This is a genomic window from Streptomyces sp. P9-2, from assembly GCF_051903975.1.
Lineage (GTDB): Bacteria > Actinomycetota > Actinomycetes > Streptomycetales > Streptomycetaceae > Streptomyces > Streptomyces cellulosae.
Window position 1 is genome coordinate 1,483,461 of the sequence record NZ_CP192633.1, and the last position, 24,481, is coordinate 1,507,941.

Genomic DNA, 24,481 nt, shown 5'->3' on the forward strand with positions numbered 1-24,481 from the left:
CGAGAGCTCCGCTCCACGCGAGTCACCTCCCCCCTCACGGGGCACGGAGATGTCCACAGAGGTGGATTTCTCCACAGAACGTCAGGCCTCACTGGTTCGCGACCCCGACGGCATGGGAGGCTCTGTTCATTGCGAGCCTGAAGTCGAGGAGAGTGAATCCTTGCGGTCCGACGCCAACATCGCGGGACCGATGACCGATCCGGTCCCCGGTCCCCGTACCGAATCGATGGGGGCGGATGTTTCACGTGAAACACCGCCTCCGATGGACGACACTCCCATCGGTCGCGCTGCCCAACTGGCGGTGGAGGCTCTGGGCCGTGCCGGTGAGGGACTGCCGCGACCCGAGCAGACCCGCGTCATCGTGGTCGCCAACCAAAAGGGCGGCGTCGGGAAGACGACGACCACCGTCAACCTGGCCGCCTCGCTCGCTCTGCATGGCGCCCGCGTCCTGGTGATCGACCTCGACCCACAGGGCAACGCGTCCACCGCCCTGGGGATCGACCACCACGCCGAGGTGCCCTCCATCTACGACGTGCTGGTGGAGAGCAAGCCTCTGTCCGAGGTCGTTCAGCCCGTCCCCGATGTCGAGGGCCTTTTCTGCGCCCCCGCCACCATCGATCTCGCCGGTGCGGAGATCGAGCTGGTGTCGCTGGTGGCGCGGGAGAGCCGGCTGCAGCGGGCCATCCAGGCCTACGAGCAGCCGCTGGACTACATCCTCATCGACTGCCCGCCGTCGCTCGGCCTCCTCACGGTCAACGCGCTCGTGGCCGGCCAGGAGGTGCTCATCCCGATCCAGTGCGAGTACTACGCGCTGGAGGGGCTTGGGCAGCTGCTGCGGAACGTCGACCTGGTGCGGGGCCACCTCAACCCGGCCCTGCACGTCTCGACGATCCTGCTCACCATGTACGACGGCCGGACGCGGCTCGCCTCCCAGGTTGCCGAGGAGGTGCGCACCCACTTCGGCGACGAGGTGCTGCGCACCAGCATCCCCCGCTCCGTCCGTATCTCCGAGGCGCCGAGCTACGGACAGACGGTGCTGACTTACGATCCTGGATCGAGCGGTGCTCTCTCGTACTTCGAGGCGGCACGCGAGATCGCACTGAGGGGCGTCGGCGTCCGGTACGACGCGTCGCAGGCGCACATCGGCGCACAGCAGACTGATCCGAACATGGTGGAGGGCGTGCAGTGAGTGAGCGACGGAGGGGGCTGGGTCGTGGGCTCGGAGCACTGATCCCCGCTGCCCCGACAGAGAAGACGGTGCCGCCGGCCGCACTGGGCGGGACGGCCTCCCCGTCGCCCGCAGCGGTCCCGGTGCTGCCGAACGAGCGCGGAGTGGCGGCCGCGAAGGTCGCCACTCTGGCCGCTGTTTCACGTGAAACCGAAGACACGGCAGCGACGACCCCTTCGGTGCCTGCCGCGCCGATGGGCGCCCACTTCGCCGAGATCCCCCTCGACTCCATCACGCCGAACCCGCGGCAGCCCCGTGAGGTCTTCGACGAGGACGCCCTGGCCGAGCTGATCACCTCCATCAAGGAGGTGGGTCTGCTCCAGCCGGTCGTCGTGCGACAGGTGGGCGGTGGCCGCTACGAGCTCATCATGGGTGAGCGCCGGTGGCGTGCCTGCCGCGAGGCCGGCCTGGAGGCCATCCCGGCGATCGTGCGCGCCACGGATGACGAGAAGCTCCTCCTGGACGCGCTGCTGGAGAACCTGCACCGTGCGCAGCTGAACCCGCTGGAAGAGGCAGCCGCCTACGACCAGCTGCTCAAGGACTTCAACTGCACGCACGACCAGCTGGCCGATCGCATCGGCCGGTCCCGGCCGCAGGTGTCCAACACCCTCCGTCTGCTGAAGCTGTCCCCGACCGTGCAGCGTCGTGTGGCCGCCGGAGTGCTGTCCGCCGGGCATGCCCGCGCGCTGCTCTCCGTCGAGGACTCCGAGGAGCAGGACCGGCTGGCCCACCGCATCGTGGCCGAGGGCCTCTCGGTGCGGGCCGTCGAAGAGATCGTGACCCTGATGGGTTCGCGGCCGCAGAAGGCCCAGCGCTCCAAGGGGCCGCGCGCGGGCGCCCGGGTCTCCCCGGCCCTGTCCGAGCTGGCGACGCGACTCTCGGACCGCTTCGAGACGCGGGTGAAGGTCGACCTGGGTCAGAAGAAGGGCAAGATCACTGTCGAGTTCGCCTCGATGGAGGACCTGGAGCGCATCCTCGGCACCCTCGCCCCGGGAGAGGGCCCGGTGCTCCAGAAGAGCCTCGTGGACGAGGACGACGAGACCGAGGAGACCGATTCCTGAGGAATCGCTCCGCTCGGCCTGAAAGCCGCCAGGGCGGACCGTGTCCGGTACCTACCGGAACACGGTCCGCCCTTTGCCTTGTGTCGGTATCGGGGGAATCGCTTCATGGATACGATGCGTTCGTATATGGCGCATCCACCCGGCAACACCTCTGAGAGCTAGGCAGGGGCCATGCGAATGACGAGCCGCACCGGACTGATGAGCGCGGGGCTGGGGGTGGGTGTCGTCAGCGGCTTCATCGGCAGCCTGCTCAGGGAACGGAGTGCTCTGACCGCCGCCCGGGCGGCAGCGGGCGAAGGAAGCGAGGAACAGCCTTCATGGGCCGTCGGCTCGTACCGCTCACGCTGGACAACCTTCCGGACCTTCCCCAGCGCTGCCGGTCGTGCGTCTTCTGGGAGCTCGACCCCGTCAGCGGCGAAGCAGCGGTAAAGGCGGGCAGCGCGGCGCTGGAGAAGGAGTCCTGGATCTCGGCGGTCCTGCTCGACTGGGGCTCCTGCGGACGCGTCGTCTACGTGGACGAGGTCCCCGTCGGCTACGTCCTCTACGCGCCCCCGGCCTATGTGCCGCGCTCCATGGCGTTCCCCACCAGCCCGGTGTCCCCCGACGCGGTCCAGTTGATGACCGCCTTCATCCTGCCCGACTACCAGGGGCAGGGGCTCGGCCGCGTGATGGTGCAGACGGTGGCGAAGGATCTGCTGCGCCGCGGGTTCAAGGCGATCGAAGCCTTCGGCGACGCCCGGTGGAAGGAACCGGCGTGTGTGCTTCCCGCAGACCATCTGCTTGCCGTGGGCTTCAAGACCGTCCGCCAGCACCCTGCCTACCCCCGGCTGCGTCTGGAGCTGAGGTCGACGCTCTCCTGGAAGGAAGACGTGGAGATGGCGCTCGACCGGCTGCTGGGGGCCGTGCAGAAGGAACCGGCCCTGCGGCCGCTCTGATCCCGCTCACACGAATGGGCCGACCCAAGAGGGCCGGCCCATTCGTGTTTCACGTGAAACATGCACCGCCGTGAAGGCGGCTCACCGCCTTATTCGGCGATGAAGTCCTCAAGGTCGCGGACGATCGCGGCCTTCGGCTTGGCACCGACGATGGTCTTGGCGACCTCGCCACCCTGGTACACGTTCAGGGTCGGGATGGACATGACGCCGTACTTGGCGGCCGTGCCCGGGTTCTCGTCGATGTTCAGCTTGACGACCTCGATCTTGTCGCCGTACTCGGCGGCGATGGCCTCGAGGGACGGGGCGATCTGACGGCACGGACCGCACCAGGCGGCCCAGAAGTCCACCAGGACAGGCTTGTCGCTCTTCAGGACGTCCTGCTCGAAGGAGTCGTCGGTCACGTTCTTCAGGGTGCCGGCCACAGCGGGCTCCTTAATCGTTGGTGCGTGGGGAGAGGGGGTCAGGTCAGACAGTGGTCTTCTCGGGCTCGGCCTTGTCCTCGTCGGCGAGAGCGGCGAGGAAGCGCTCCGCGTCGAGGGCTGCCGAACAGCCGGTACCGGCCGCGGTGATCGCCTGGCGGTAGGTGTGGTCCACCACGTCACCAGCCGCGAAGACGCCCGTGACGTTGGTGCGCGTCGAGGGTGCGTCGACCTTCAGGTAGCCCTCCTCGTCCAGCTCGAGCTGGCCCTTGAAGAGCTCGGTCCGCGGGTCGTGACCGATCGCGATGAACAGGCCGGTCACCGCCAGGTCGGAGAGTTCACCCGTCTTGACGTTGCGCAGCTTCAGCCCCGAGAGCTTCTGGTCGCCCAGAATCTCCGCGATCTCACTGTCCCAGACGAACGAGATCTTCGGATCGGCGAAGGCGCGCTCCTGCATCGCCTTGGAGGCGCGCAGGGTGTCACGGCGGTGGACGATCGTCACCGACTTGGCGAAGCGCGACAGGAAGGTCGCCTCCTCCATGGCGGTGTCACCGCCGCCGATGACGGCGATGTCCTGGTCCTTGAAGAAGAAGCCGTCACACGTGGCGCACCACGAGACACCGCGGCCCGAGAGGGCGTCCTCGTTCGGCAGCCCGAGCTTGCGGTGCTGCGAACCGGTCGTCACGATCACGGCCTTCGCCTTGTGCACCGTGCCGGCGGTGTCCGTGACGGTCTTGATCTCACCGGTCAGGTCGACAGCCACGACGTCGTCCGGAACGAGCTCGGCGCCGAAGCGCTCCGCCTGGGCCCGCATGTTGTCCATGAGCTCCGGGCCCATGATGCCGTCCTGGAAACCGGGGAAGTTCTCCACCTCGGTGGTGTTCATCAGCGCACCGCCGGCGGTGACAGCGCCCTCGAACACGAGGGGCTTCAGCGACGCACGGGCGGTGTAGAGCGCCGCCGTGTAGCCGGCGGGCCCCGAGCCGATGATGATCACGTTACGGACGTCGCTCACGGCTGAATTCCTCGTCTCTGGTCTGGCGTCGTTCGACCGGTGGGAGCTTCTTTCGGAACTCTCACCCCACCCAACGGATCCTAAGGGGCCCGCATTCCCGCCGTGCCCGGGCACACGCGGAGGGTGCTCCGGCGGGCACGCCGGGGCCACACACCGTACGGGATACCACGCAGAGCCAAGACCACGCGTCTGCGGTCAGCGCGCGTAGGACTGCTCCAGCAGCACCTTCGCGGTGGTGGACGGAGAGGTGTTCTCCACGCAGGTCGCGTCGACGATGTAGGCGGTCACGCGCGTGGCGTCCGAGGCGTCGGGCAGCACGACCAGCAGCGCGGCCTTGCCCTCGTAGACACCCTGCTCGGTGGCTAGCGCGGTGTCGTTGCGGCCGATGCCCTCCTGGACGCACTGCGGCACCTCGGGCTTTGTCAGCACCCTGGGTTTCGCTCCGGAGGACTCCGGCTCCGTGCCGAAGGTGTGGGGGGAGCGGGCTCCCTTGTTCTGCCCGGGGCTGCGTGCGAGGAGATTGTCGACCTTCTCCTCCAGCTTGCCCTCGGAGAAGGTGTCCGCCGCGGTCGTCGTCCGCTGCTCGTCGTCCGGGCCTCCGCCGCCGTTCAGCGACGACAGCACCACGGAGCCGAGACCGAGAGCGGCCACGGCGAACGCGGCCCCCAGGACGGCCCTGCGGCTCCTAATCCGCAGGCGCGGCTTGCGGCCCGGCCCTGTGGTCGAAGAGCGAGGGCGGCCGGCGGGACGGTCGGACGAGGGCGCCGATGTTTCACGTGGAACATGGAGTGGTTCGCCGTCGGCCGTCGCTGCTGTGGCGGTGGCGGTCTCGTCCTCGTCGTCGGTCGCGGGTGCCGTGGCGTGCAGAAGGGCCTCGGCGGCCAGCGCCGCGTCGATGCGTCCCGCGACGTCCGCCGGCATACGCGGCGGACCGGGAACCGTGCCGAGGAGTCCCCGGATCTCCTCCAGGGAGGCGTGGACGTCGGCGCAGAGCTCGCACCGGTCCACATGCCTTTGGATGTCGTCCCTGCGGTCCGCCGGGAGGAGACCTTCGGTGAGGTCGGAGATCTCCGCGACGTCCGGGTGTTCCGCCTTGTCGGTCGTCGACGTCACGCTCGCCCACCTCCGCCCTTCACTGCAGCCGGGTCGTTCGATCCTGTGTCGGGTGGGTCCGGTCGCCGTGGACCCGCTGCGGGTGGGACGGATGTCCCCCCTTTCCGGTTCCGTCCCCCACCTCTGTGCTCCTCCTCACCCGTGCCTCCCGGGCGCAGGTGGGTGAGCAGGGGCAGGAGTCTCGCGCGTCCGCGGGCACACCGGCTCTTGACCGTGCCGGTGGGCACGTCGAGGATGCGGGCCGCCTCGGCGACCGGATAGCCCTGCATGTCCACCAGGACGAGCGCGGCCCGCTGGTCGGGCGGGAGGGTGCCCATCGCCTCGATCAGTTGCCGGTGCAGATCGTTGCGCTCCGCGGGAGCCGAGGCCGACTCGTGCGGCTCGAGCAGTTGCTCCAGACGCTCGGTGTCGTCGACCGGCGCGGTCTTCCGGGAGGCGGCCTTGCGGGCGCGGTCCAGGCAGGCGTTCACCGTGATGCGGTGCAGCCACGTCGTGACGGCCGACTGGCCGCGGAAGGTATGGGCGGCCCGATAGGCGGAGACAAGGGCGTCCTGGACGGCGTCAGCGGCTTCCTCGCGGTCCCCCAGCGTCCGGAGGGCCACGGCCCAGAGCCGGTCGCGGTGCCGCCGCACGATCTCGCCGAAGGCGTCGGCGTCGCCCTCGACGTGCCGGGTGAGCAGTTCCTGATCGCTCACTCCGTCGTATGCGGCACCGTCCGCCATCGGATCCCCTCCCTCGACGCAGCCGGCCTCAGCTGGTCACCTTGATGTCCGCGACCCGGCCACGCCACTGGCCGTCGTCGGCCTGCATGGGCAGCTCGGTCAGCCAGACCAGGAGGTAGCGGGTCTTCACCGTGTCCTTGGGCGCGAGGGAGACCGTGGTGCCCGAGCCCTCGGCGACCTTGTCGTACGAGTCGAAGGAGGTCGGCCGGGACTCCGCGTCCCCGGGTGCCGCACGCAGCTCGACGGACGTGCTGCCGATGAAGGTGACGTCGACCTTGCCGACCTCCTGGGCCTTGCCGAGGTCGACGACGACGCCCACGCCCGGCTTCAGCCGGCCGAAGTCGGAGCTCGCGTAGTAGCTGGTCTGCCAGTAGCTCTTCGGATCGCCGTCCAGGATCTTGGGCAGGTTCTCCGGGTACTCGGACCCGTCCGCGCCGAACGGGTCGAAGTCGTGCAGCTCCGAGATGGCGATCGGCTTTCCGCGCACCGGCTTCGGTGCGTTCTTGTCGTCGCCGTCCGTCGTCTGGGTGTTGGTGGTGTCGTCGCCCTTGCCGCCCTGGTCCATGAGCGCGTCCGCGAGCTGCCAACTGCCCAGACCCAGCGCGGCGATCAGCAGCGCCGACACGGCCCACTTCAGCGCCTTGCCGGTGCGGCTCTGCAGCGGCGGAGGCGGCACCGGCGTGGGCTGGGTGACACGGGGAGAAGCGGCGGGGCGCCCGTAGGAGCCCTGCTGGTACGTGGTGCGCTGGTAGTCCGGCGGGGCGGTGAAGGCGGGCTCCGGCGGACGGATGCGGGGCATCTCGCCGATCGCCTTCACCAGCTCCTCGGGAGTGGTGCACGGCGACTCGTGGCGGGAGGCGGTGGCGCCGTCGTTGGCGAGGGCGCGCATGGCCAGTTCGGACAGACCGCGGTGGACGCCGGCCCGGACCTGGTCGGGAGGGATCAGACCGATGTCCTTCGGCAGACCTGACATCCCGTAGGCGTCGTTCTCGTACGGCCAGCGCTGGGTCAGCGCCGCGTACAGCAGGGCGCCGATCGACTCGGTGTCCGTGCGCTGCGGTGTGTCCGAGGCGGCCCCGCGGAGCGCGGCGTTGACGGCGAGACCGCGGATGCGCCACTGGCCGGTCGAGGTGCGCAGCACGGCGTTGGGGTTGAGGCGGAGATGGGCGAGGCCCTCACGGTGGGCCGCCGCCATGGCGCTCGAGACCTGACTGACCATCTGGTAGGCGTCGTACACCTCCAGCGGCCCGGAGGCGAGGAGGGTGGTCAGCTCGGTCGCGTCGGGCAGCCATTCGTGGACGACGTAGACGAGGTCGTTCTCCTCGACGGCGTCGAGGACCTGGACGAAGCGCGGATCGCCCAGCAGGGCCGAGGAGCGGGCCGCCGCCAGCACGGACCGGGCGCGCGAGTGGTCCGCGGGCAGGACGTGCACGCCGACGGCACGGCGGAGCTTCTCGTCCACGGCACGCCAACTGCTGAACCCGTCCAGACGGGTGACGCATTCCTCGAGACGGTAGCGTCTGGCCAGTTTGTGGCCGCTGTGCAGCTCCGGCGGCGAGGTCGTCGCGGGACCCTCGGTCCCGGTGCTCTCCTGTGCCTCGTCGTTGTCCGTGTCCCGCTCCCGGTTCTTGGCCACCCCGTCGGCCGTGGACTGGTCCGCCTCCGCGGTCAGCGACTGCTCGCCGCTGTTGTCTGCCACGTCGACGGCAGCTGTGCTCCGTTCCGCCACCGTCGTTCCCTGCCTCCCCATCCGTTGCGCGTCGGCCCGGCGTCCGTCGCGCGCAGTCCGACGCCGAACCCAATTGTGCCCACAGTCCGCCGCTATGCACGACACACGGGGGCGGATGATGGTTGTGCGCCTACCCCCTGCCTCAGCGTCCCAGGCGTCCCCGGACCATACCGACCAGTGAGTTGACCTCCTCGATGCGCATCCGGCGCGCGGCGACGTAGAAGACGCCCAGCAGGACGGCCCCGCCGCCGAGCAGCGCGGCGAACGAGCCGAGGACCTCCTGGCCCAGCGCGTTGCTGATGCCGTAACAGGCCGCGCCGCTGAGCAGGGCGGCCGGGACGGACGCGATGCACAGGCGGGCGTAGGTCCGCAGCACCCGGGAGCCGTCCAGGTCGCCGCCCAGCCGCTTGCGCAGCCGGCGCCAGGCGACGCCGACCCCGAGGGCGTAGGCGACGCCGTACGAGGCGGCCATGCCGACGACGGCCCAGCGGGCCGGCAGCACCACGAAGCAGAGGCCGGAGGCGACCGCGTTCGCGGCGGCCACGATGACCGTGTTGTAGAAGGGGGTCCGGGTGTCCTCGTACGCGTAGAAGGCGCGCAGGACCACGTACTGCACGGAGTAGGGGATCAGGCCGAGGCCGAACGCCATCAGCATGTAGCCCATGTTGGTTGCCTCGCTGGTGCCCGAGGACCCGAAGATCAGGGTGCACATCGGGATCCCGAGTGCGAGGAAGCCGAAGGCGATGGGCACGATCGCGACGGCGGTGGTGCGCAGGCCCTGGGAGATGTCGTCGCGGACGGCGCCCGCGTCGTCCTCCGCCGCCGACCGGGAGATGCGCGGCAGCAGGGCGGCCATCAGGGACACGGTGATGATGGCCTGCGGCAGACCCCAGATCAGCTGGGCGTTGGCGTAGGCGGCGAAACCGGTGCCCTCGACGTCCGAGTCCAGGCCCGCGGCGGTGGACAGCTGGGTGACGACCAGCGCGCCCGCCTGGTTGGCGAGGACGAACAGGATGGTCCACTTGGCGAGCATCGCCGCCTTGCCGAGGCCGTGGCCCTTCCAGTCGAAGCGCAGCCGCATGCGGAAGCCGGTCTCCCGCAGGTACGGGATCATCGCGAGCGCCTGCACCACGAGACCCAGCAGCACGCCGATGCCGAGGAGCCGCAGACCCTCCGGCGGGATGTTCGAGACCTGCATCTTCGAATCCGCGGCGGTGCCGTAGACCCAGATGAACGTGCCGAGCGTGACGATGATGACGATGTTGTTCAGGACCGGGGTCCACATCATCGCGCCGAACCGGCCGCGCGCGTTGAGGATCTGACCCATCACCACATGCACGCCCATGAAGAAGATCGAGGGCAGGAAGTACCGGGTGAAGGTGACCGCGACGTCGTTGGCGGCGGGGTCCGAGGCGACGGGGTTCGACAGCGCACGCACCAGCAGCGGGGCGGCCAGCCAGGCGGCCGCGGTGAGCACCGCCAGTGCCACCATCACCAGCGTCAGCAGCCGGTTGGCGTAGGCCTCGCCGCCGTCGTCGTCGTCCTTCATGGCGCGCACGAGCTGCGGCACGAAGACGGAGTTGAGGCCGCCGCCGACGGTGAGGATGTAGATCATCGTCGGCAGCTGGTAGGCGACCTGGAAGGAGTCGCCGAGCAGGCCGAGGCCCAGGGCCGACACGATCAGCGCGGACCGGATGAAGCCCGTGAGGCGGGACACCATCGTGCCCGCCGCCATCACGGCGCTGGACTTCAGCAGGCCGCCGGCGCGGCCGCCCTTCTTCGGGGCGGGCGCGGACGCGGGTTCCGGGGCCGCCGGCTCCGCCGCGGGGGGCGGAGTGGCGCCCGCGTAGTGGCCGGGCGTCGGGGCCGCGGGTCCGGGCACCGGGGCGGAGGCGTACGGGGGCGGGCCGCCCGCCGGCTGTCCGGGGTGCGGGCCGCCCTGGGGACGGGCCTGGCCGCCGTGCTGGTCGGGGAAGGCGCCGCTCTGCTGCTGGTCGCGGAAGAGGTGAGCGAAGGCGTCCGGCTCGTGGCGCTGCTCCCCCGCCTGGCCGACGAGGTCGTCCACACCGACGTACTGCGTGGTGCGCGGGTCGTCGCCGTACGGCAGGTGCTGGGTGGGGCCGTCCGGCTCCGGGGCGGGCGTCCTGGCCCAGACCCGGGGGTCGGGCGCGTACGGCGACTGCGGCGGCTGCCCGTAGAGGGGCTGCTGCGGCTGCTGCGCGCCGGGCGGGGGCGGCGGGTGCGCCGACCGGTCGTAGAGCGCCTCCGCGACCGGGTCCTGGGCGTCGATGTCCTGCGCCCGGTAGGGGTCCTGGGCGTAGGCGTCCTGGACGTACGGGTCGGCGGGTGGCTGTGACGCCTGGTCGTGCCCGGGCGGCGGACCCCCGGCGGGGTCCGACTCGGGATGGCCCGAGTTGGCCGCGGCGTCGCCGCGGTCACCGTCGTACGGCGCGTTCATGGTTACCCCACCTCATCGTCCCTGGCCCACCGGCCACGACCTTCTCAACGGTCCACTCTCTCACCCGTGCCGGACGGGTCGGCGCTTTCCGGAGCGGTGTCCGGGGCCGGGTCACTCGGCTGCTCCGGGGCGTCCTCCCGGGTGTCCGGGGCGGACTCCTCGGTGGGACGCCTCCCGGAGGCGTCGGGGTTCTGCGCGTCGCCGGCGTCCGCCTCGTCCGCCGCGTCCTCCTGCTCCCGCTTCTCGGCCTGGCGGCCCGCCGTCCGCTTGCGCTGGGTGTACATACGGAAGCCGGCCAGGACGAGCAGCAGCACACCGCCGCCGATGACCAGCATCACCGTCGCGGTGATCTCGGTGACCTTCACGTCGAACGTGACGGGCTGACCGTAGGGTCGGCCGTCCTGCGTGTACAGCTGGGCGACCACGGTGGCCCGGCCGTTGGCGTTGGCGTTCGTGGTGAACTTCACCGACTGGCTGTGGCCGCCGGAGACGGCGACGGGCTGCTCCTCGTAGGCGTTGCCGCCGATCTCCAGGCGGGTCGGGTTGGTGGAGGTGAGCCGGAGCACCAGGTGCTCGACGCCCTGCACCAGGTTGTTCTGGACCGTCACGGGGATCGTCGCGCTGCGGCCGGAGAGCTTGGTCTCCGACTTCTCGATCAGCCGGACCTGGCCGCTCAGCGTGTCCAGGTACGTCTCGACGCCGCTGCGGTAGATCGCCGCCTCGGCCGGCCGTCCGCGCCAGGACGCCGCCATGCCCCGGTTGAGGGCGCGGCCGAAGGGCGTCACCACGCGGGACTGGTCGGAGAGGATCACCTTGAAGCGGTCGAGCTTGTCCTGCGTCCTGGCGATCTGCTCGAAGGCCGACCGCGGCAGCTCCTGCTTGCGCAGCGACTTCGGGTACGCGGACGCCGAGGGTACCTCGGTGGCGGCGGCCGGGTCCGGCTTGGACTTCGCGGCCGCCGTGAGGTCCTGCGGCTGCGACCAGGTGCTGTCCTGGAGGGCGCCGACGGCCTCGGCCATCGTCTGGGCCTGGGCGGCGGACGGGGTGCGCTGCGGGGCGACCACGACGCTGCGCGGACGGTCCGTCTGCTGGGCGAGGGTGAGGCTCTGGGCCAGGAAGCGCTGCACCGCCTGCGTGGAGGAGGAGGCTCGCGTCATGTCGCCCTCGAACACGGTGGACAGCCGTGCGTCGGCGACCACGGCCGTGGTGCCGCCGCCGATGGGGCGGGGCGCGGTGGGCGTGTAGGTCAGGTCGTGGCCGGTCTCGAAGGTGTCGCCGCGGACGATCAGCTTGTCGGCGCCGGCCGAGGTGGAGACCTTGACGATGGAGGGGTCGACGGCGCCCTCGACAGGCCATGCGTAGTCCGTGCTGGGCTTGACGTGGAGGATCGACTCGACGGTGCCGGCGGCGACGTCGGTGGCCTCCTTGAGGTGGCGCAGCGAGCCGGTGACCGACGTGCCGTGGTGGGCGAGCGAGGCGAGGTCGGGGTCGCCGAACGGCAGCGCGACGACCTCCTTGTCCGCCACCGCCCTCTGCACCTCGGTGAGCCACCGCTTGGCGACCTCCTGGTGGCCGCCGACGGCGTTCTTGTCGTCCGCGTCCTCACCGGGGATCTCGTAGCGGGTGGTCATCGCCTCGACGGAGGCGAGCAGGTCGGGGTCGATCACCCACGTGACGTCGAGGTCCTTGCCGAGGGCCACCATCCGGTCCAACCGGCCGCCCGGGGAGATCTCCGCGGCGAGCTCGTCGTCGTGGAAGACGGGCGTCTGCTCCTCGTCGGAGCCGGTCTCCGCCGTCATGTGGACGGTGGAGATCAGCGGCCACATGACGGTGGTCTTCGTCTTGGTGTCCAGCTCGTCCGGCTGCCACGGCAGGAACGTGTGGCGGACGCCGAGCGTCTGCTCCCAGGGCTGGTCGGAGGTCTCGCCGGTGAGGGTGACGGAGAGGTCGTAGACGCCGTCCTTGCCCAGGTCCAGCTCGTCCGCCGGAACCGAGATCGTGTAGTGCTGCGAGACGCCGGGGGTGAGCTTGGAGAACTTCTCGGTGTACTTGTCGTCGATCTCCGCCCCGACGGGGCTGTCGACGTCACCGGAGTTCTTGGCGACCGTGTCGATGCTCGAGCGGGTGTCCAGCAGGGAGCCCACCCGCAGCCCGACGGAGGCGTCGGTGACGGCCTTCTTGCCCTTGTTGGTGACCGTCCCGGAGACGGTCACGGTGTCGCCCTCGGAGGGGGCGCTGGGTGTGAGGGAGTCCACGGAGACGGACACGGAACCCTCGTCGGAGGCGGCCTTCGGCGCGGCCTGGGCCGCGGCCTCCGCGGGAGACCCCGCCGGAAGCTGGAGGAGCCCGGCCAGGAGGGGCGTCCCGGCGAGCACGGCACCGGTGCGCCGCAGCCAGCGGCGGGCAGGTGAGGGACTGGTCCCCTGGAAGTCTGCCGCCTCGGCCACGCGCTCGCCCGTCCCTTGTCGTCGTCAGTGGTCGTCGGAATGTGCGTCCAGGCATGGTAACGAGGTGCGAGGAGGGGAAGTGCCGCGGACCGGTGCCCAAGATCGAGCGGCGCGCGCCTTGTCCATGATCGCCACAGGTGTCCGTCCCCGCGTCTTTTTCCGGGCGCCCGGGGCCGTGCGGGCCACGTACCCTCTTCTGTTGTGCCGAACGCCAACGAAGCAACCAGTGCCCTGAGCCAGGTGCAGGACCGCGCCGTGAGTGAACTGCTGCGGGTCGCCCCTGTCGCCGACGACCTAGCCCGCCGTTTCCAGGAGGCGGGGTTCTCACTCGCCCTGGTCGGCGGCTCGGTGCGGGACGCGCTGCTCGGCCGCCTCGGCAACGACCTGGACTTCACGACCGACGCCCGCCCGCAGGACGTCCTGAAGATCATGCGGCCCTGGGCGGACGCCGTCTGGGACGTCGGCATCGCCTTCGGCACGGTCGGGGCCCAGAAGGAGGCGCGGGTCGGGGACACCGACCGGAGCTTCCAGATCGAGGTGACCACCTACCGGTCCGAGGCGTACGACCGCACGTCGCGCAAGCCGGAGGTGTCTTATGGCGACTCCATCGAGGAGGATCTCGTCCGCCGTGACTTCACCGTCAACGCGATGGCCGTCGCCCTCCCCGAGAAGAAGTTCATCGACCCCCACGGCGGGCTGAACGACCTCGCGGAGCGGGTGCTGCGCACGCCGGGGACGCCCGAGGAGTCCTTCTCCGACGACCCGCTGCGGATGATGCGGGCCGCGCGCTTCGCCGCCCAGCTCGACTTCGAGGTGGCCCCCGAGGTCGTCGCGGCGATGAAGGACATGGCGGGGCGTGTTGAGATCGTCTCCGCCGAGCGGATCCGGGACGAGCTGAACAAGCTGATCCTGTCCCCGCACCCCCGCAAGGGCCTCACCCTGCTCGTGGACACCGGGATCGCCTCCTATGTCCTGCCGGAGCTGCCCGCCCTGCACCTGGAGCGTGACGAGCACCACCGGCACAAGGACGTCTACGAGCACACCCTGATCGTGCTGGAGCAGGCGATGGCCCTGGAGGAAGACGGCCCCGACCTGACCCTCCGCCTCGCCGCCCTGCTGCACGACATCGGCAAGCCCCGCACCCGCCGCTTCGAGAAGGACGGCCGCGTCTCGTTCCACCACCACGAGGTGGTCGGGGCGAAGATGGCCAAGAAGCGTATGACCGCGCTGAAGTACCCCAACGACCTGGTGAAGGACGTTTCCCGGCTGGTCGAGCTGCACCTGCGGTTCCACGGCTACGGCACGGGAGAGTGGACGGACTCCGCCGTCCGCCGCTACGTCCGGGACGCGGGACCGCTCCTCAGCCGGCTGCACAAGCTGACCCGCTCGGACTGCACCACGCGGAACCGGCGCAAGGCCGCCGCTCTCTCCCGCGCGTACGACCAACTGGAGGAGCGCATCGCCCAGCTGCAGGAGAAGGAGGAGCTCGACTCCATCCGCCCGGACCTCGACGGCAACCAGATCATGGAGATCCTGGGCATCAAGCCGGGTCCGGAGGTCGGGAAGGCGTACAAGCACCTGCTGGAGCTCCGGCTGGAGAACGGCCCGATGGAGCACGACGAAGCGGTGAAGGCCCTCAAGGAGTGGTGGGCCGCACAGCAGGGCTGAGAACGGAAGCGGGGTCATGTTTCACGTGAAACATGACCCCGCACATGCGTCGGGGGCGGTGTTTCACGTGAAACACCGCCCCCGACGTCGTTCCTACTTGTCCTTCAGGCAGAGCAGGAAGCTCTTGCTGCCGTTGGTCTCCGTGTAGACGTACTCGAAGTCCTTGGCCTCGGCCTCGCACTTGCTCTGGGCGGTCAGGCCGGAGTAGTCGCCCTCGACCTTGGCCAGCACCTTGTACTGCGCCTTCGCGTCGCCGCAGTCGACGACCTCGAGGTCCGGGTTGTTGTCGTCCGTGCTGCCACGGTGCATGCAGTCGCCCACGGCGGCCGCGGCGGCGTCGTCACGGCTGGCGATCCACCCGCCGATGGCCACACCCGCGACGATCAGAACGATGACGACGTTCTTGATCGTCTTGAAGCTGATCTTGCGGCCCTGCTGCTGCGGGGGCACCGGGGCTCCCGGCGGCGGGAAGCCGGGCTGACCGGCCTGCTGCGGGAAGGGGGGCTGGCCCTGGGGCTGGCCGTAGGGCTGCTGCTGGCCCTGGGCGAACGGGTTGCCCTGGGGCGGCGGAGTGGTCACTTGGGGGTCCCCCTAGTACATAGGCACGTGACGCGAAAGACGCGTTGATAAGACGCACGTAAGCTACCGGCCCAGACTGACAACTCTGTAGCGAGATATGACTCTGTGGCGCTGATGTGACACTTACTGGCGCTCAAACCGGGCCATAGCCACTGCTACTGCTCCGTAGATAACGGCGATTGTTACCACCAGCGTGACTGAACGGCCGTCAGGCGGGAGCACCAGGGCGGCCACGGCTGCGGCCCCGACGAACGCGACGTTGAACAGCACGTCGTAGACCGAGAAGATCCGGCCGCGGAAGTCGTCGTCCACGGAGGCCTGGACGATGGTGTCGGTGGAGATCTTCGCGCCCTGGGTGGAGAGGCCGAGGACGAACGCCCCTGCCAGCAGCGGGCCGGAGGTGAACGGCAGGCCGAGCGCGGGCTCCAGCACGGCCGCCGCCGCGGCGCACGTCACGATCCAGCGGCCGGGCCCCATCCGCCCCGCGGCCCACGGGGTCAGCACGGCCGCGGCGAAGAACCCCGCGCCGGACGCCCCCAACGCCAGTCCCAGCAGGGCGAGTCCCTCGTCCGTGGTCGATGTCAGGTGGTACCGGCAGAGCATCAGCAACATGACGAGCATGCCGCCGTAGCAGAAGCGCATCAGGAACATGCCCGTGAGCGCCCAGGCCGCGTCCCTGCGCGCGGGCGCCGCGAGATGACGTACGCCGGCCACCAGGTCGGCGACCGTGCCGGAGAGGGCGGCGGACAGCCGGGGGTGCTCCAACGCACGGTCCGGGCCGAGCAGTTCCTTGGCGATGCGCAGCGCGGCCAGGGCCGCGCACAGATAGAGAACGGCGCCCACGAGCACCACGGCCGCGTCGGAGTCCGCGACGACCAGCCGGACCACGAAGGCCAGCCCGCCGCCCGCGGTCGCGGCCAGCGTCCCGGCGGTCGGGGAGAGGGCGTTGGCGATGACGAGCCGCTCGGTGTCCACCACCCGGGGCAGCGCGGCGGACAGCCCGGCGAGGACGAAGCGGTTGACGCCCGTGACGCACAGCGCGGCCACGAACAGGAGCCAGTCGGGCACCCGGACGAGGATCAGCAGGGCGGTCACCGTCGCCATCAGGGCGCGCAGCAGATTGCCGTAGAGGAAGACCTGGCGGCGGCGCCAGCGGTCCAGCAGGACGCCGGCGAACGGGCCGATCGCGGAGTAGGGCAGAAGCAGGATGGCCATGGCCGAGGCGATGGCCGCGGCGGAGGTCTGCCGCTCGGGCGAGAAGACGACGTAGGCGGCGAGCGCGACCTGGAAGACGCCGTCGGCGCCCTGGGAGAGCAACCGGACGGCGAGCAGGCGCCGGAAGCCTTGGAAGCGCAGCAGAACGCGCAGGTCACGGACGACGGCCATGAGGCACAGCCTCACATACGACGGGGGTCTCCGGGACATACGACCCGGAGACCCCCGACTGCCCGCGGTGGTCGCGCTTAGCGCTCGACCTCGCCCTTGATGAACTTCTCGACGTTCTCACGGGCCTGGTCGTCGAAGTACTGCACCGGCGGCGACTTCATGAAGTACGAGGAGGCCGACAGGATGGGGCCGCCGATGCCCCGGTCCTTGGCGATCTTCGCGGCGCGCAGGGCGTCGATGATGACACCGGCGGAGTTCGGGGAGTCCCAGACCTCGAGCTTGTACTCCAGGTTCAGCGGGACGTCACCGAAGGCGCGGCCCTCGAGGCGGACGTAGGCCCACTTGCGGTCGTCCAGCCAGGCGACGTAGTCGGACGGGCCGATGTGGACGTTCTTCTCGCCGAGCTCCCGGTCGGGGATCTGCGAGGTGACGGCCTGGGTCTTCGAGATCTTCTTCGACTCGAGGCGGTCGCGCTCGAGCATGTTCTTGAAGTCCATGTTGCCGCCGACGTTCAGCTGCATCGTGCGGTCCAGGATGACGCCCCGGTCCTCGAACAGCTTCGCCATCACACGGTGCGTGATGGTGGCGCCGACCTGCGACTTGATGTCGTCGCCGACGATCGGGACGCCCGCCTCGGTGAACTTGTCCGCCCACTCCTTGGTGCCGGCGATGAAGACCGGGAGGGCGTTGACGAAGGCGACCTTGGCGTCGATGGCGCACTGGGCGTAGAACTTCGCCGCGTCCTCGGAGCCGACGGGCAGGTAGCAGACGAGGACGTCGACCTGCTTGTCCTTGAGGACCTGCACGACGTCGACCGGCTCCTCGGCGGACTCCTCGATGGTCTCGCGGTAGTACTTGCCGAGACCGTCGAGCGTGTGGCCGCGCTGGACCGTCACGCCGGTGCGGGGAACGTCGCAGATCTTGATGGTGTTGTTCTCGGAGGCGCCGATGGCGTCCGCGAGGTCGAGGCCGACCTTCTTGGCGTCCACGTCGAAGGCGGCGACGAACTCGACGTCACCGACGTGGTAGTCGCCGAACTGGACGTGCATCAGGCCCGGCACCTTGGCCGCCGCATCGGCGTCCTTGTAGTACTCGACTCCCTGCACCAGCGATGCGGCGCAGTTGCCCACGCCGACGATGGCTACGCGAACCGAACCCATTCCGGTTGCTCCCTGTGTGTACGAGTGAGGTCCTCGCGGACTCTCACGTGGCGGTGTCGCCGGGCGTATCCGGCCGGGGGTCGTCCCCGGACCGGGGCAGGTCGCCCGTCGCTCCAGATGTGGTGTCCTGCTGAGCGGGCCCCCCGGCGGCGGACCCCTTGAGGTCCCGGCCGGCCCGCTCGCTCTCGATGAGCTCGTTCAGCCAGCGCACTTCGCGCTCCACGGACTCCATCCCGTGGCGCTGGAGCTCAAGCGTGTAGTCGTCGAGGCGCTCCCGGGTCCGGGCCAGGGAGGCGCGCATCTTCTCGAGGCGCTCCTCCAGCCGGCTGCGGCGGCCCTCGAGCACGCGCATGCGGACGTCGCGCGACGTCTGCCCGAAGAAGGCGAACCGCGCGGCGAACGTCTCGTCCTCGTACGCGTCCGGTCCCGTCTGGGCGAGCAGCTGTTCGAAGTGCTCCTTGCCCTCCGCCGTGAGGCGGTAGACGATCTTGGCGCGGCGCCCGGCCAGCGGTGCGGCGAGGGCGTCCTCGGTGGTGTTCCCCGGTTCCTCGATCAACCAGCCGTTGGCGACCAGCGTCTTGAGGCAGGGATAGAGCGTCCCGTAGCTGAACGCACGGAACACACCCAGTGACGTATTGAGTCGTTTGCGCAGCTCGTACCCGTGCATCGGGGCCTCGCGGAGCAGGCCGAGTACGGCGAACTCAAGGATTCCGGAACGCCGGCTCATCGTCGCCTCCCCTCTGCCCCGCTCGTGCCGTGATGGGCTCGTGTACGGCTCACGGCCGCCTTTATGTCGCGCTGATGTATCGACTCGATACATCACGACGATAGAACGACCTTCCGGGGCCGACAAGAGGGGGAAGAGTGAACGGGATCACATCACTGTTTCGTTGCGGGCAAGTTGCCTGATTTGAGGTGAACTTCTGGGCCCGGGGGGTTTTGGCGGTGCGTAGTCTGTGCGCCATGCAGACCACCGGGAACCGAGTGACGACTGGGGGCGTCCTTGTCCCCGGTGCAGTACGGATGAATGCGTCGAGCGTCGCATCCGTACTTCGGGGGGACCGGAAACCAGCCGCCGTTTCCAGGCGCGCAGAGGTGCGCCTGCCCGAGGAGTAGTCGTTCGATGAGCGAGCACCGTCGCAAACCGCCGCAGCCGCAGGGAGGCGGACGTGCCGCGGCCCGACGCGGCCAGTCCGGCTCGTCCTCCGGCCGCCGAGCGGCACCGCGAGGCGCCACCGGAACTCCGTCCGATGCCTATGGGTCGGGCACCCGCGGCGCGGGGGGTGAGGCCCGTCCTTACGGCAGCCGTGCCGAGGCACGACGCGCGGCACAGCGAGGAGGGTCCCGCCGTGCCGCCGGTCCCGGCCGCGGACGAGGGCGCGCGGCCCCTCCGGCCAGGAAGAGAATCATCGACTATCCGCGCTACGACAAGGACGGCTGGCGTCGCTGGATGCCGTCCTGGAAGCTCGTGTCCGGACTGTGCCTCGCCTTCTTCGGCGGCCTGGTGGCCGTGGCCGGCATCGGGTACGCGATGGTGAGCGTGCCCACCGAGGAGAACGCCGCGGCGCTGTCCGAGAACAACGTCTACTACTGGGAAGACGGCACCCAGATGGTTGCCACCGGTAGCGGCCAGAACCGGCAGAACATCAGCTTCGACCGGATCCCCGAGGCCATGCGCTGGGCGGTGATCTCGGCCGAGAACAAGAGCTTCTACAGCGACTCGGGCATCGACCCCATGGGTATCGCCCGCGCGCTCGGCAACATGGCGCGCGGCGGTGACACCCAGGGTGGTTCGACGATCACCCAGCAGTTCGTGAAGAACACCTACCTGAGCCAGGAGCAGACGCTCTCCCGGAAGTTCAAGGAGATGTTCATCTCGATCAAGGTGGGCACCAAGCTCTCCAAGGACGAGATCCTCCAAGGCTATCTGAACACCTCCTACTACGGGCGCGGCGCCTACGGCATCCAGGCCGCCGCCCAGACGTACTACGGCAAGGACGCGGTCGACCTCACGCCGAGCGAGTGCGCCTTCCTCGCCGCCCTCCTCAAGGGCCCGACGTACTACGACCCGGCCGGCAACGCGAGCATCGACAGCTCGGCCACCCCCGAGGCCAACCGCAAGCGTTCCGAGGAGCGCTGGGCCTGGATCCTCGAGCAGATGCACAAGGACGAGCACCTCTCGACCGCCGAGTACCAGGAGGCGATCAAGAGGTACCCGATGCCCCAGGGCCGCAAGGCGACCAAGGGCATGACCGGCCAGATCAGCTACCTGGTCGACACGGCCAAGCGGTACGTCCTGAAGAACTCCGACATCACCGAGGCGCAGTTCGACCAGGGCGGCTACCAGATCTACACGACCTTCGAGAAGGAAAAGGTCGAGGCGCTGGCCAAGGCCGTGCAGAAGGTCGAGAAGGAGAACATCGACCCGAAGCGCGAGCTGGACCAGCACGTCCAGTTCGGCGCGGCCACGGTCAAGCCCAAGGACGGCGCGATCGTCGCCCTGTACGGCGGCGCCGGCTACGAGAACGGCCACTTCAACAACAACGCCGACACCTCCGGCGTCCCGGTCGGTTCGACGTGGAAGCCCTTCGTGCTCGCCGCCGCGATGCAGCACGGCACGTACAAGACCAACGGTGTGGGCGTCTCGCCGGCCAGTAAGTACAACGGCAACGACCACCTGAAGATCCTGGACAACGACGGCTCCTACGTTCTCAAGAAGGACAACACGCCGTTCTTCCAGGAGAACGAGAGCGACAAGCCGTGGGGCTACATCACCCTGCGGAAGGCGATGGAGCAGTCGGTCAACACCCCGTTCGTGCAGCTCGGTATGGACGTCGGGATGGCGAGGGTGGCGGACGTCGCACAGAAGTCCGGCATCCTCAAGACCAGCTTCGCCGGCCTGAACGCCTCGTTCGCGCTCGGTACGTCCACGCCCAGCGCGATCCGCATGGCGGACGCGTACGCGACCTTCGCGGCCTCGGGCAAGCAGGCCGACCCGTACTCGGTGACCGAGGTCAAGTACCGGGGCTCGGAGCTGCCCGGCTTCGAGAAGCCGCGGGTCAAGCAGGCGATGCCCGAGAACGTGGCGAACAACGTCACCGACGTGCTCGAGAACGTGATCGAGAACGGTACGGCCCAGCACGCCAAGGAGCTGGGGCGCCGGGCGGCCGGCAAGACGGGTACCACCGACGAGAACAAGTCCGCCTGGTTCGTCGGCTACACCCAACAGCTGTCGACCTCGGTCGCGATGTTCCGTGAGGACCCCAAGAGTCACAAGCTGCTCTCCATGAACGGAACGGCGGGCAAGGACTCGATCCACGGTGGTGACATCCCCACCCAGGTCTGGACCGAATTCATGAAGGCCGCGCTGAAGGGGGAGTCCGACCCCGGCTTCCCCAAGGCCGAGAAGATCGGCGAGGTCGCCGACGGCGTCGGCGCACCGTCGCCGACCCCGACCGAGACGGAGACCGAGGAGGCGTCGCCGTCGGCCACTCCGACGCCGACCGAGACGGTGACCGCTCCGCCGTCGCCCACGGAGACCGAGACCTGTGGTCCCTTCGACTTCCGTTGCCGGGACGAGGAAGAAGAGGACGGCGGAACCGGGAACGGGGGCGCCGACAACGGCGGCACCGACGGAGGCGTGACCACGTCGCCCGATCCCACCGAGACGGAGGACCCCGGAGGCACCCGGGGCGGCGGCAACGGCGGTGGTCTCTTCGGAGGCAGCGGCTGAGCCGTCCCCTGCCCGATGTGGGTGTTTCACGTGAAACATGGGCCGCCGTACCCGACGGGTACGGCGGCCCTCGCCGTATCACCGGCCAGGTACGGCAGGATGTGCGGCATGCCCAGTGGAAAAACGACGAGCGTCCACGAGCCGGAGCCGGTGCGGCCGACGGAGGAGGACCGGGTCGCAGCGGCCGGCAGCGAACTGATCGGGGGACCGATCGGGCGGCGTGCCCTGCTCGGCAGATCCTGGTGGACCCCGGTGCGGGTGATCGCGCTCGTGGCGATCGGTGTGTTCGCCCTCGGGCTGGTGCAGAAGGCGCCCTGCTACAACGGCGCCTGGTTCTTCGGCGCCAGCTCGCAGTACACACACGCCTGCTACTCGGACATTCCGCACCTGTACCAGGGACGCGGCTTCGCCGACGGGCTGGTGCCGTACTTCGACCGGCTCCCCGGGGACATGGAGTACCTCGAGTATCCGGTTCTGACGGGCGTGTTCATGGAGGTCGCCGCCTGGCTGACCCCGGGCAGCGGCTCCATCCAGCACCAGGAGCAGTGGTACTGGATGGTCAACGCCGGGATGCTCATGGCGTGCGCGGCGGTCATCGCCGTGTGCGTCACGCGGACCCACGCCCGGCGGCCCTGGGACGGACTGCTCCTTGCCCTCGCCCCGGCCTTCGCGCTGACCGCCACCATCAACTGGGACCTGCTGGCGGTCGCTCTGACGGCCGCCGCGATGCTGATGTGGTCGCGGGGCCGCGCCCTCGCCTTCGGCGTCCTGCTGGGCCTGGCCACGGCCGCCAAGCTCTATCCCGTGCTGCTCCTCGGTCCCCTGCTCGTGCTGTGCTGGCGCGCCGGCCGGTGGCGGGAGTACGGCACGGCGCTCGGCGGGGCTGCCGTCGCCTGGATCGTCGTGAACGGCCCCGTGATGCTGTTCGCCTTCGACGGCTGGTCGAAGTTCTACACGTTCAGCCAGGAACGCGGCGTCGACTTCGGGTCCTTCTGGCTGATCCTGGCGCAGAACTCGGACGACCCGATCGCCACCGATACGGTCAACACGCTCGCGACGCTGCTGATGCTGCTGTGCTGCGTGGGCGTGGCGGCCCTGACGCTCACGGCGCCACGTCGGCCGCGCTTCGCCCAACTCGCCTTCATGATCGTCGCGGCGTTCATCCTCACCAACAAGGTCTACTCGCCGCAGTACGTGCTGTGGCTGGTGCCGCTCGCGGCGCTGGCCCGGCCCAAGTGGCGTGACTTCCTGATCTGGCAGGCCTGCGAGGTGACGTACTTCCTGGGCATCTGGATGTACCTCGCCTACACGACCAGCGGGGACGCCCACAAGGGCCTGCCCACCGACGGCTACCACTGGGCCATCGGCGCGCACCTGGCGGGGACGCTCTTCCTGTGCGTCATGGTCGTCCGCGACATCCTGATGCCCGAGCGGGACCCGGTGCGCCGCTCCGGCGATGACGACCCCTCAGGAGGTGTGCTGGACAGCGCTGAGGACGTCTTCGTGCTCGGCCCCGCGGCGCGTCCCGCGCGGCACGCGGCCCAGTTCGAGACGCTTCAGGTCGACTGGGGCAGGACGGAGGCCAGGGGCGGTTCGCTCTGAGCGAACCGCCTGGAGGCGCAGCCCTGGACCACGCGAAGGGCCGTGCACGGCAACGTCCGTGCACGGCCCTTCGCGTGGGGGTCCCGGTGCCGCCTCAGCGGTCGACGAGCCGGTCGAACTGGGTCGTGGTGTGCCGCAGATGCGCCACCAGTTCCTCGCCGACCTGAGGCTCGGGGGCGTCGGACGGCACGAACAGGATGGACACCTGCATGTGCGGAGGCTCGGCGAACCAGCGCTGCTTGCCGGCCCACACGAACGGCGAGAGGTTCCGGTTGACGGTCGCGAGGCCCGCCCGGGCGACGCCCTTGGCGCGCGGCATGACGCCGTGCAGGGCCTTGGGTGCCTCCAGACCCACCCCGTGGGACGTTCCGCCCGCCACGACCACCAGGAAGCCGTCGGAGGCGGCCTTCTGCTGCCGGTAGCCGAACCGGTCCCCCTTGGCGACCCGGGTGACGTCCAGGACCGCACCGCGGTACTCGGTTGCCTCGTGGTCCCCCAGCCAGAGCCGGGTGCCGATCCGGGCGCGGAAACGGGTCTGCGGGAACTGCTGCTGGAGACGGGCCAGCTCGTCGGCCTTGAGGTGGCTGACGAACATCGTGTGCAGCGGCAGACGTGCCGCCCGCAGCCGGTCCATCCAGCCGATGACCTCCTCGACGGCGTCGGAGCCATCGGTGCGGTCCAGCGGGAGGTGGATGGCGAAGCCCTCCAGCCGGACGTTCTCTATCGCGGCGTGCAGCTGGGGCAGGTCCTGCTCGCTGATGCCGTGGCGCTTCATCGAGGACATCACCTCGATGACGACTCGGGCGCCGACCAGGCCGTACACGCCGTCGACCGACGACACCGAGCGGATGACCCGGTCGGGCAGCGGCACCGGCTCCTCGCCCCGCCGGTACGGCGTCAGCACCAGCAGGTCACCGCCGAACCAGTCCTTGATCCGCGCGGCCTCGTACGTCGTGCCGACGGCCAGGACGTCCGTGCCCAGCCGTGTGGCCTCCTCGGCGAGCCGCTCGTGGCCGAAGCCGTAGCCGTTGCCCTTGCAGACGGGGACGAGTCCCGGGAACTGCTCCTGCACGTGCTTGTGATGCGCCCGCCAGCGCGCGGTGTCGACGTAGAGCGTGAGCGCCATGGCCGGACCTGGAACCTTTCTCGTGGCTGCGGTGTAACAAAGGTATGGGAGGCGACGAAGCCCGTCGGGCTACGAAGACGGATACCGCGCCGAAGCGCGG

General features: G+C 69.7%; 18 protein-coding genes. 6 read left to right on the forward strand and 12 right to left on the reverse strand.

Features of this window, described 5'->3' with window-relative positions:
• The first annotated feature begins 112 nt into the window (after nucleotides 1–112).
• The 3 genes from ACQY0Z_RS06990 to ACQY0Z_RS07000 all read left to right on the forward strand — a co-directional run bounded on the left by ACQY0Z_RS06990 (nucleotide 113) and on the right by ACQY0Z_RS07000 (nucleotide 3,224).
• A complete protein-coding gene (locus tag ACQY0Z_RS06990; protein ID WP_189897348.1) occupies nucleotides 113–1,189 on the forward strand; it encodes an AAA family ATPase in 1,077 nt (358 codons plus the stop codon).
• Complete coding sequence (locus ACQY0Z_RS06995; RefSeq protein ID WP_189897081.1) at nucleotides 1,186–2,289, forward strand: ParB/RepB/Spo0J family partition protein; 1,104 nt, start codon at nucleotides 1,186–1,188, stop codon at nucleotides 2,287–2,289. Before ACQY0Z_RS06990 ends, ACQY0Z_RS06995 begins: the two co-directional genes overlap by 4 nt.
• A 317-nt stretch (nucleotides 2,290–2,606) precedes the next feature.
• The gene (locus ACQY0Z_RS07000; protein WP_189897083.1) at nucleotides 2,607–3,224 is read left to right on the forward strand and encodes a GNAT family N-acetyltransferase; all 618 of its coding nucleotides are present in this window, start codon (nucleotides 2,607–2,609) and stop codon (nucleotides 3,222–3,224) included.
• A gap of 89 nt (nucleotides 3,225–3,313) precedes the next feature.
• Here ACQY0Z_RS07000 and trxA read toward each other — a convergent pair whose 3' ends face one another.
• From trxA to ACQY0Z_RS07035, 7 genes are all read right to left on the reverse strand, one after another.
• The gene (gene trxA / locus ACQY0Z_RS07005; protein ID WP_003991504.1) at nucleotides 3,314–3,646 is read right to left on the reverse strand and encodes a thioredoxin; all 333 of its coding nucleotides are present in this window, start codon (nucleotides 3,644–3,646) and stop codon (nucleotides 3,314–3,316) included.
• A 43-nt stretch (nucleotides 3,647–3,689) separates the two neighbouring features.
• Nucleotides 3,690–4,658 (reverse strand): thioredoxin-disulfide reductase, encoded by a 969-nt coding sequence (trxB, locus tag ACQY0Z_RS07010; RefSeq protein WP_189897085.1) that lies wholly within the window; start codon nucleotides 4,656–4,658, stop codon nucleotides 3,690–3,692.
• Nucleotides 4,659–4,853: 195 nt separating this feature from the next.
• Complete coding sequence (locus ACQY0Z_RS07015; RefSeq protein WP_439811978.1) at nucleotides 4,854–5,771, reverse strand: hypothetical protein; 918 nt, start codon at nucleotides 5,769–5,771, stop codon at nucleotides 4,854–4,856.
• Entirely contained in the window at nucleotides 5,768–6,493 is a 726-nt protein-coding gene (sigM, locus tag ACQY0Z_RS07020; protein WP_189897089.1) for an RNA polymerase sigma factor SigM, read from the reverse strand. The genes ACQY0Z_RS07015 and sigM overlap by 4 nt, the downstream gene beginning before the upstream one ends.
• 28 nt (nucleotides 6,494–6,521) lie before the next feature.
• Nucleotides 6,522–8,222 carry a serine/threonine protein kinase gene (locus tag ACQY0Z_RS07025; protein WP_254585715.1) on the reverse strand — a complete coding sequence of 567 codons (1,701 nt, stop codon included), beginning with the start codon at nucleotides 8,220–8,222 and terminating at the stop codon, nucleotides 6,522–6,524.
• Nucleotides 8,223–8,364: 142 nt separating this feature from the next.
• A complete protein-coding gene (gene murJ, locus ACQY0Z_RS07030; protein ID WP_189897092.1) occupies nucleotides 8,365–10,680 on the reverse strand; it encodes a murein biosynthesis integral membrane protein MurJ in 2,316 nt (771 codons plus the stop codon).
• 44 nt (nucleotides 10,681–10,724) lie between these two features.
• Entirely contained in the window at nucleotides 10,725–13,127 is a 2,403-nt protein-coding gene (locus ACQY0Z_RS07035) for a DUF6049 family protein (RefSeq protein ID WP_439811979.1), read from the reverse strand.
• 201 nt (nucleotides 13,128–13,328) lie between these two features.
• Here ACQY0Z_RS07035 and ACQY0Z_RS07040 point away from each other — a divergent pair, with 201 nt between their 5' ends.
• On the forward strand, nucleotides 13,329–14,795 hold the full coding sequence (locus ACQY0Z_RS07040) for a CCA tRNA nucleotidyltransferase (protein ID WP_439811980.1): 1,467 nt from the start codon (nucleotides 13,329–13,331) through the stop codon (nucleotides 14,793–14,795).
• 93 nt (nucleotides 14,796–14,888) lie between these two features.
• Here the strand turns inward: ACQY0Z_RS07040 and ACQY0Z_RS07045 are convergent, their stop codons facing one another.
• The 4 genes from ACQY0Z_RS07045 to ACQY0Z_RS07060 form a co-directional block, all read right to left on the reverse strand.
• Nucleotides 14,889–15,374 (reverse strand): LppU/SCO3897 family protein, encoded by a 486-nt coding sequence (locus ACQY0Z_RS07045; protein WP_189897095.1) that lies wholly within the window; start codon nucleotides 15,372–15,374, stop codon nucleotides 14,889–14,891.
• Nucleotides 15,375–15,497: 123 nt separating this feature from the next.
• The gene (locus ACQY0Z_RS07050) at nucleotides 15,498–16,760 is read right to left on the reverse strand and encodes an MFS transporter (protein ID WP_189897097.1); all 1,263 of its coding nucleotides are present in this window, start codon (nucleotides 16,758–16,760) and stop codon (nucleotides 15,498–15,500) included.
• 77 nt (nucleotides 16,761–16,837) lie between these two features.
• Nucleotides 16,838–17,920: an inositol-3-phosphate synthase gene (locus tag ACQY0Z_RS07055; protein ID WP_006134057.1), complete on the reverse strand. Its 1,083-nt coding sequence runs from the start codon at nucleotides 17,918–17,920 to the stop codon at nucleotides 16,838–16,840.
• Between the two features lie 43 nt (nucleotides 17,921–17,963).
• Nucleotides 17,964–18,647: a PadR family transcriptional regulator gene (locus ACQY0Z_RS07060; RefSeq protein WP_093764272.1), complete on the reverse strand. Its 684-nt coding sequence runs from the start codon at nucleotides 18,645–18,647 to the stop codon at nucleotides 17,964–17,966.
• 723 nt (nucleotides 18,648–19,370) lie between these two features.
• Between ACQY0Z_RS07060 and ACQY0Z_RS07065 the strand changes: the two genes are divergently transcribed.
• Together ACQY0Z_RS07065 and ACQY0Z_RS07070 are read left to right on the forward strand one after the other, a co-directional pair.
• Nucleotides 19,371–21,653 (forward strand): transglycosylase domain-containing protein, encoded by a 2,283-nt coding sequence (locus ACQY0Z_RS07065; RefSeq protein ID WP_189897099.1) that lies wholly within the window; start codon nucleotides 19,371–19,373, stop codon nucleotides 21,651–21,653.
• 99 nt (nucleotides 21,654–21,752) lie between these two features.
• A complete protein-coding gene (locus ACQY0Z_RS07070; RefSeq protein ID WP_439811981.1) occupies nucleotides 21,753–23,255 on the forward strand; it encodes a glycosyltransferase family 87 protein in 1,503 nt (500 codons plus the stop codon).
• A gap of 94 nt (nucleotides 23,256–23,349) precedes the next feature.
• Here the strand turns inward: ACQY0Z_RS07070 and ACQY0Z_RS07075 are convergent, their stop codons facing one another.
• Entirely contained in the window at nucleotides 23,350–24,381 is a 1,032-nt protein-coding gene (locus tag ACQY0Z_RS07075; protein WP_019525362.1) for an alanine racemase, read from the reverse strand.
• Nucleotides 24,382–24,481 lie beyond the last annotated feature (100 nt).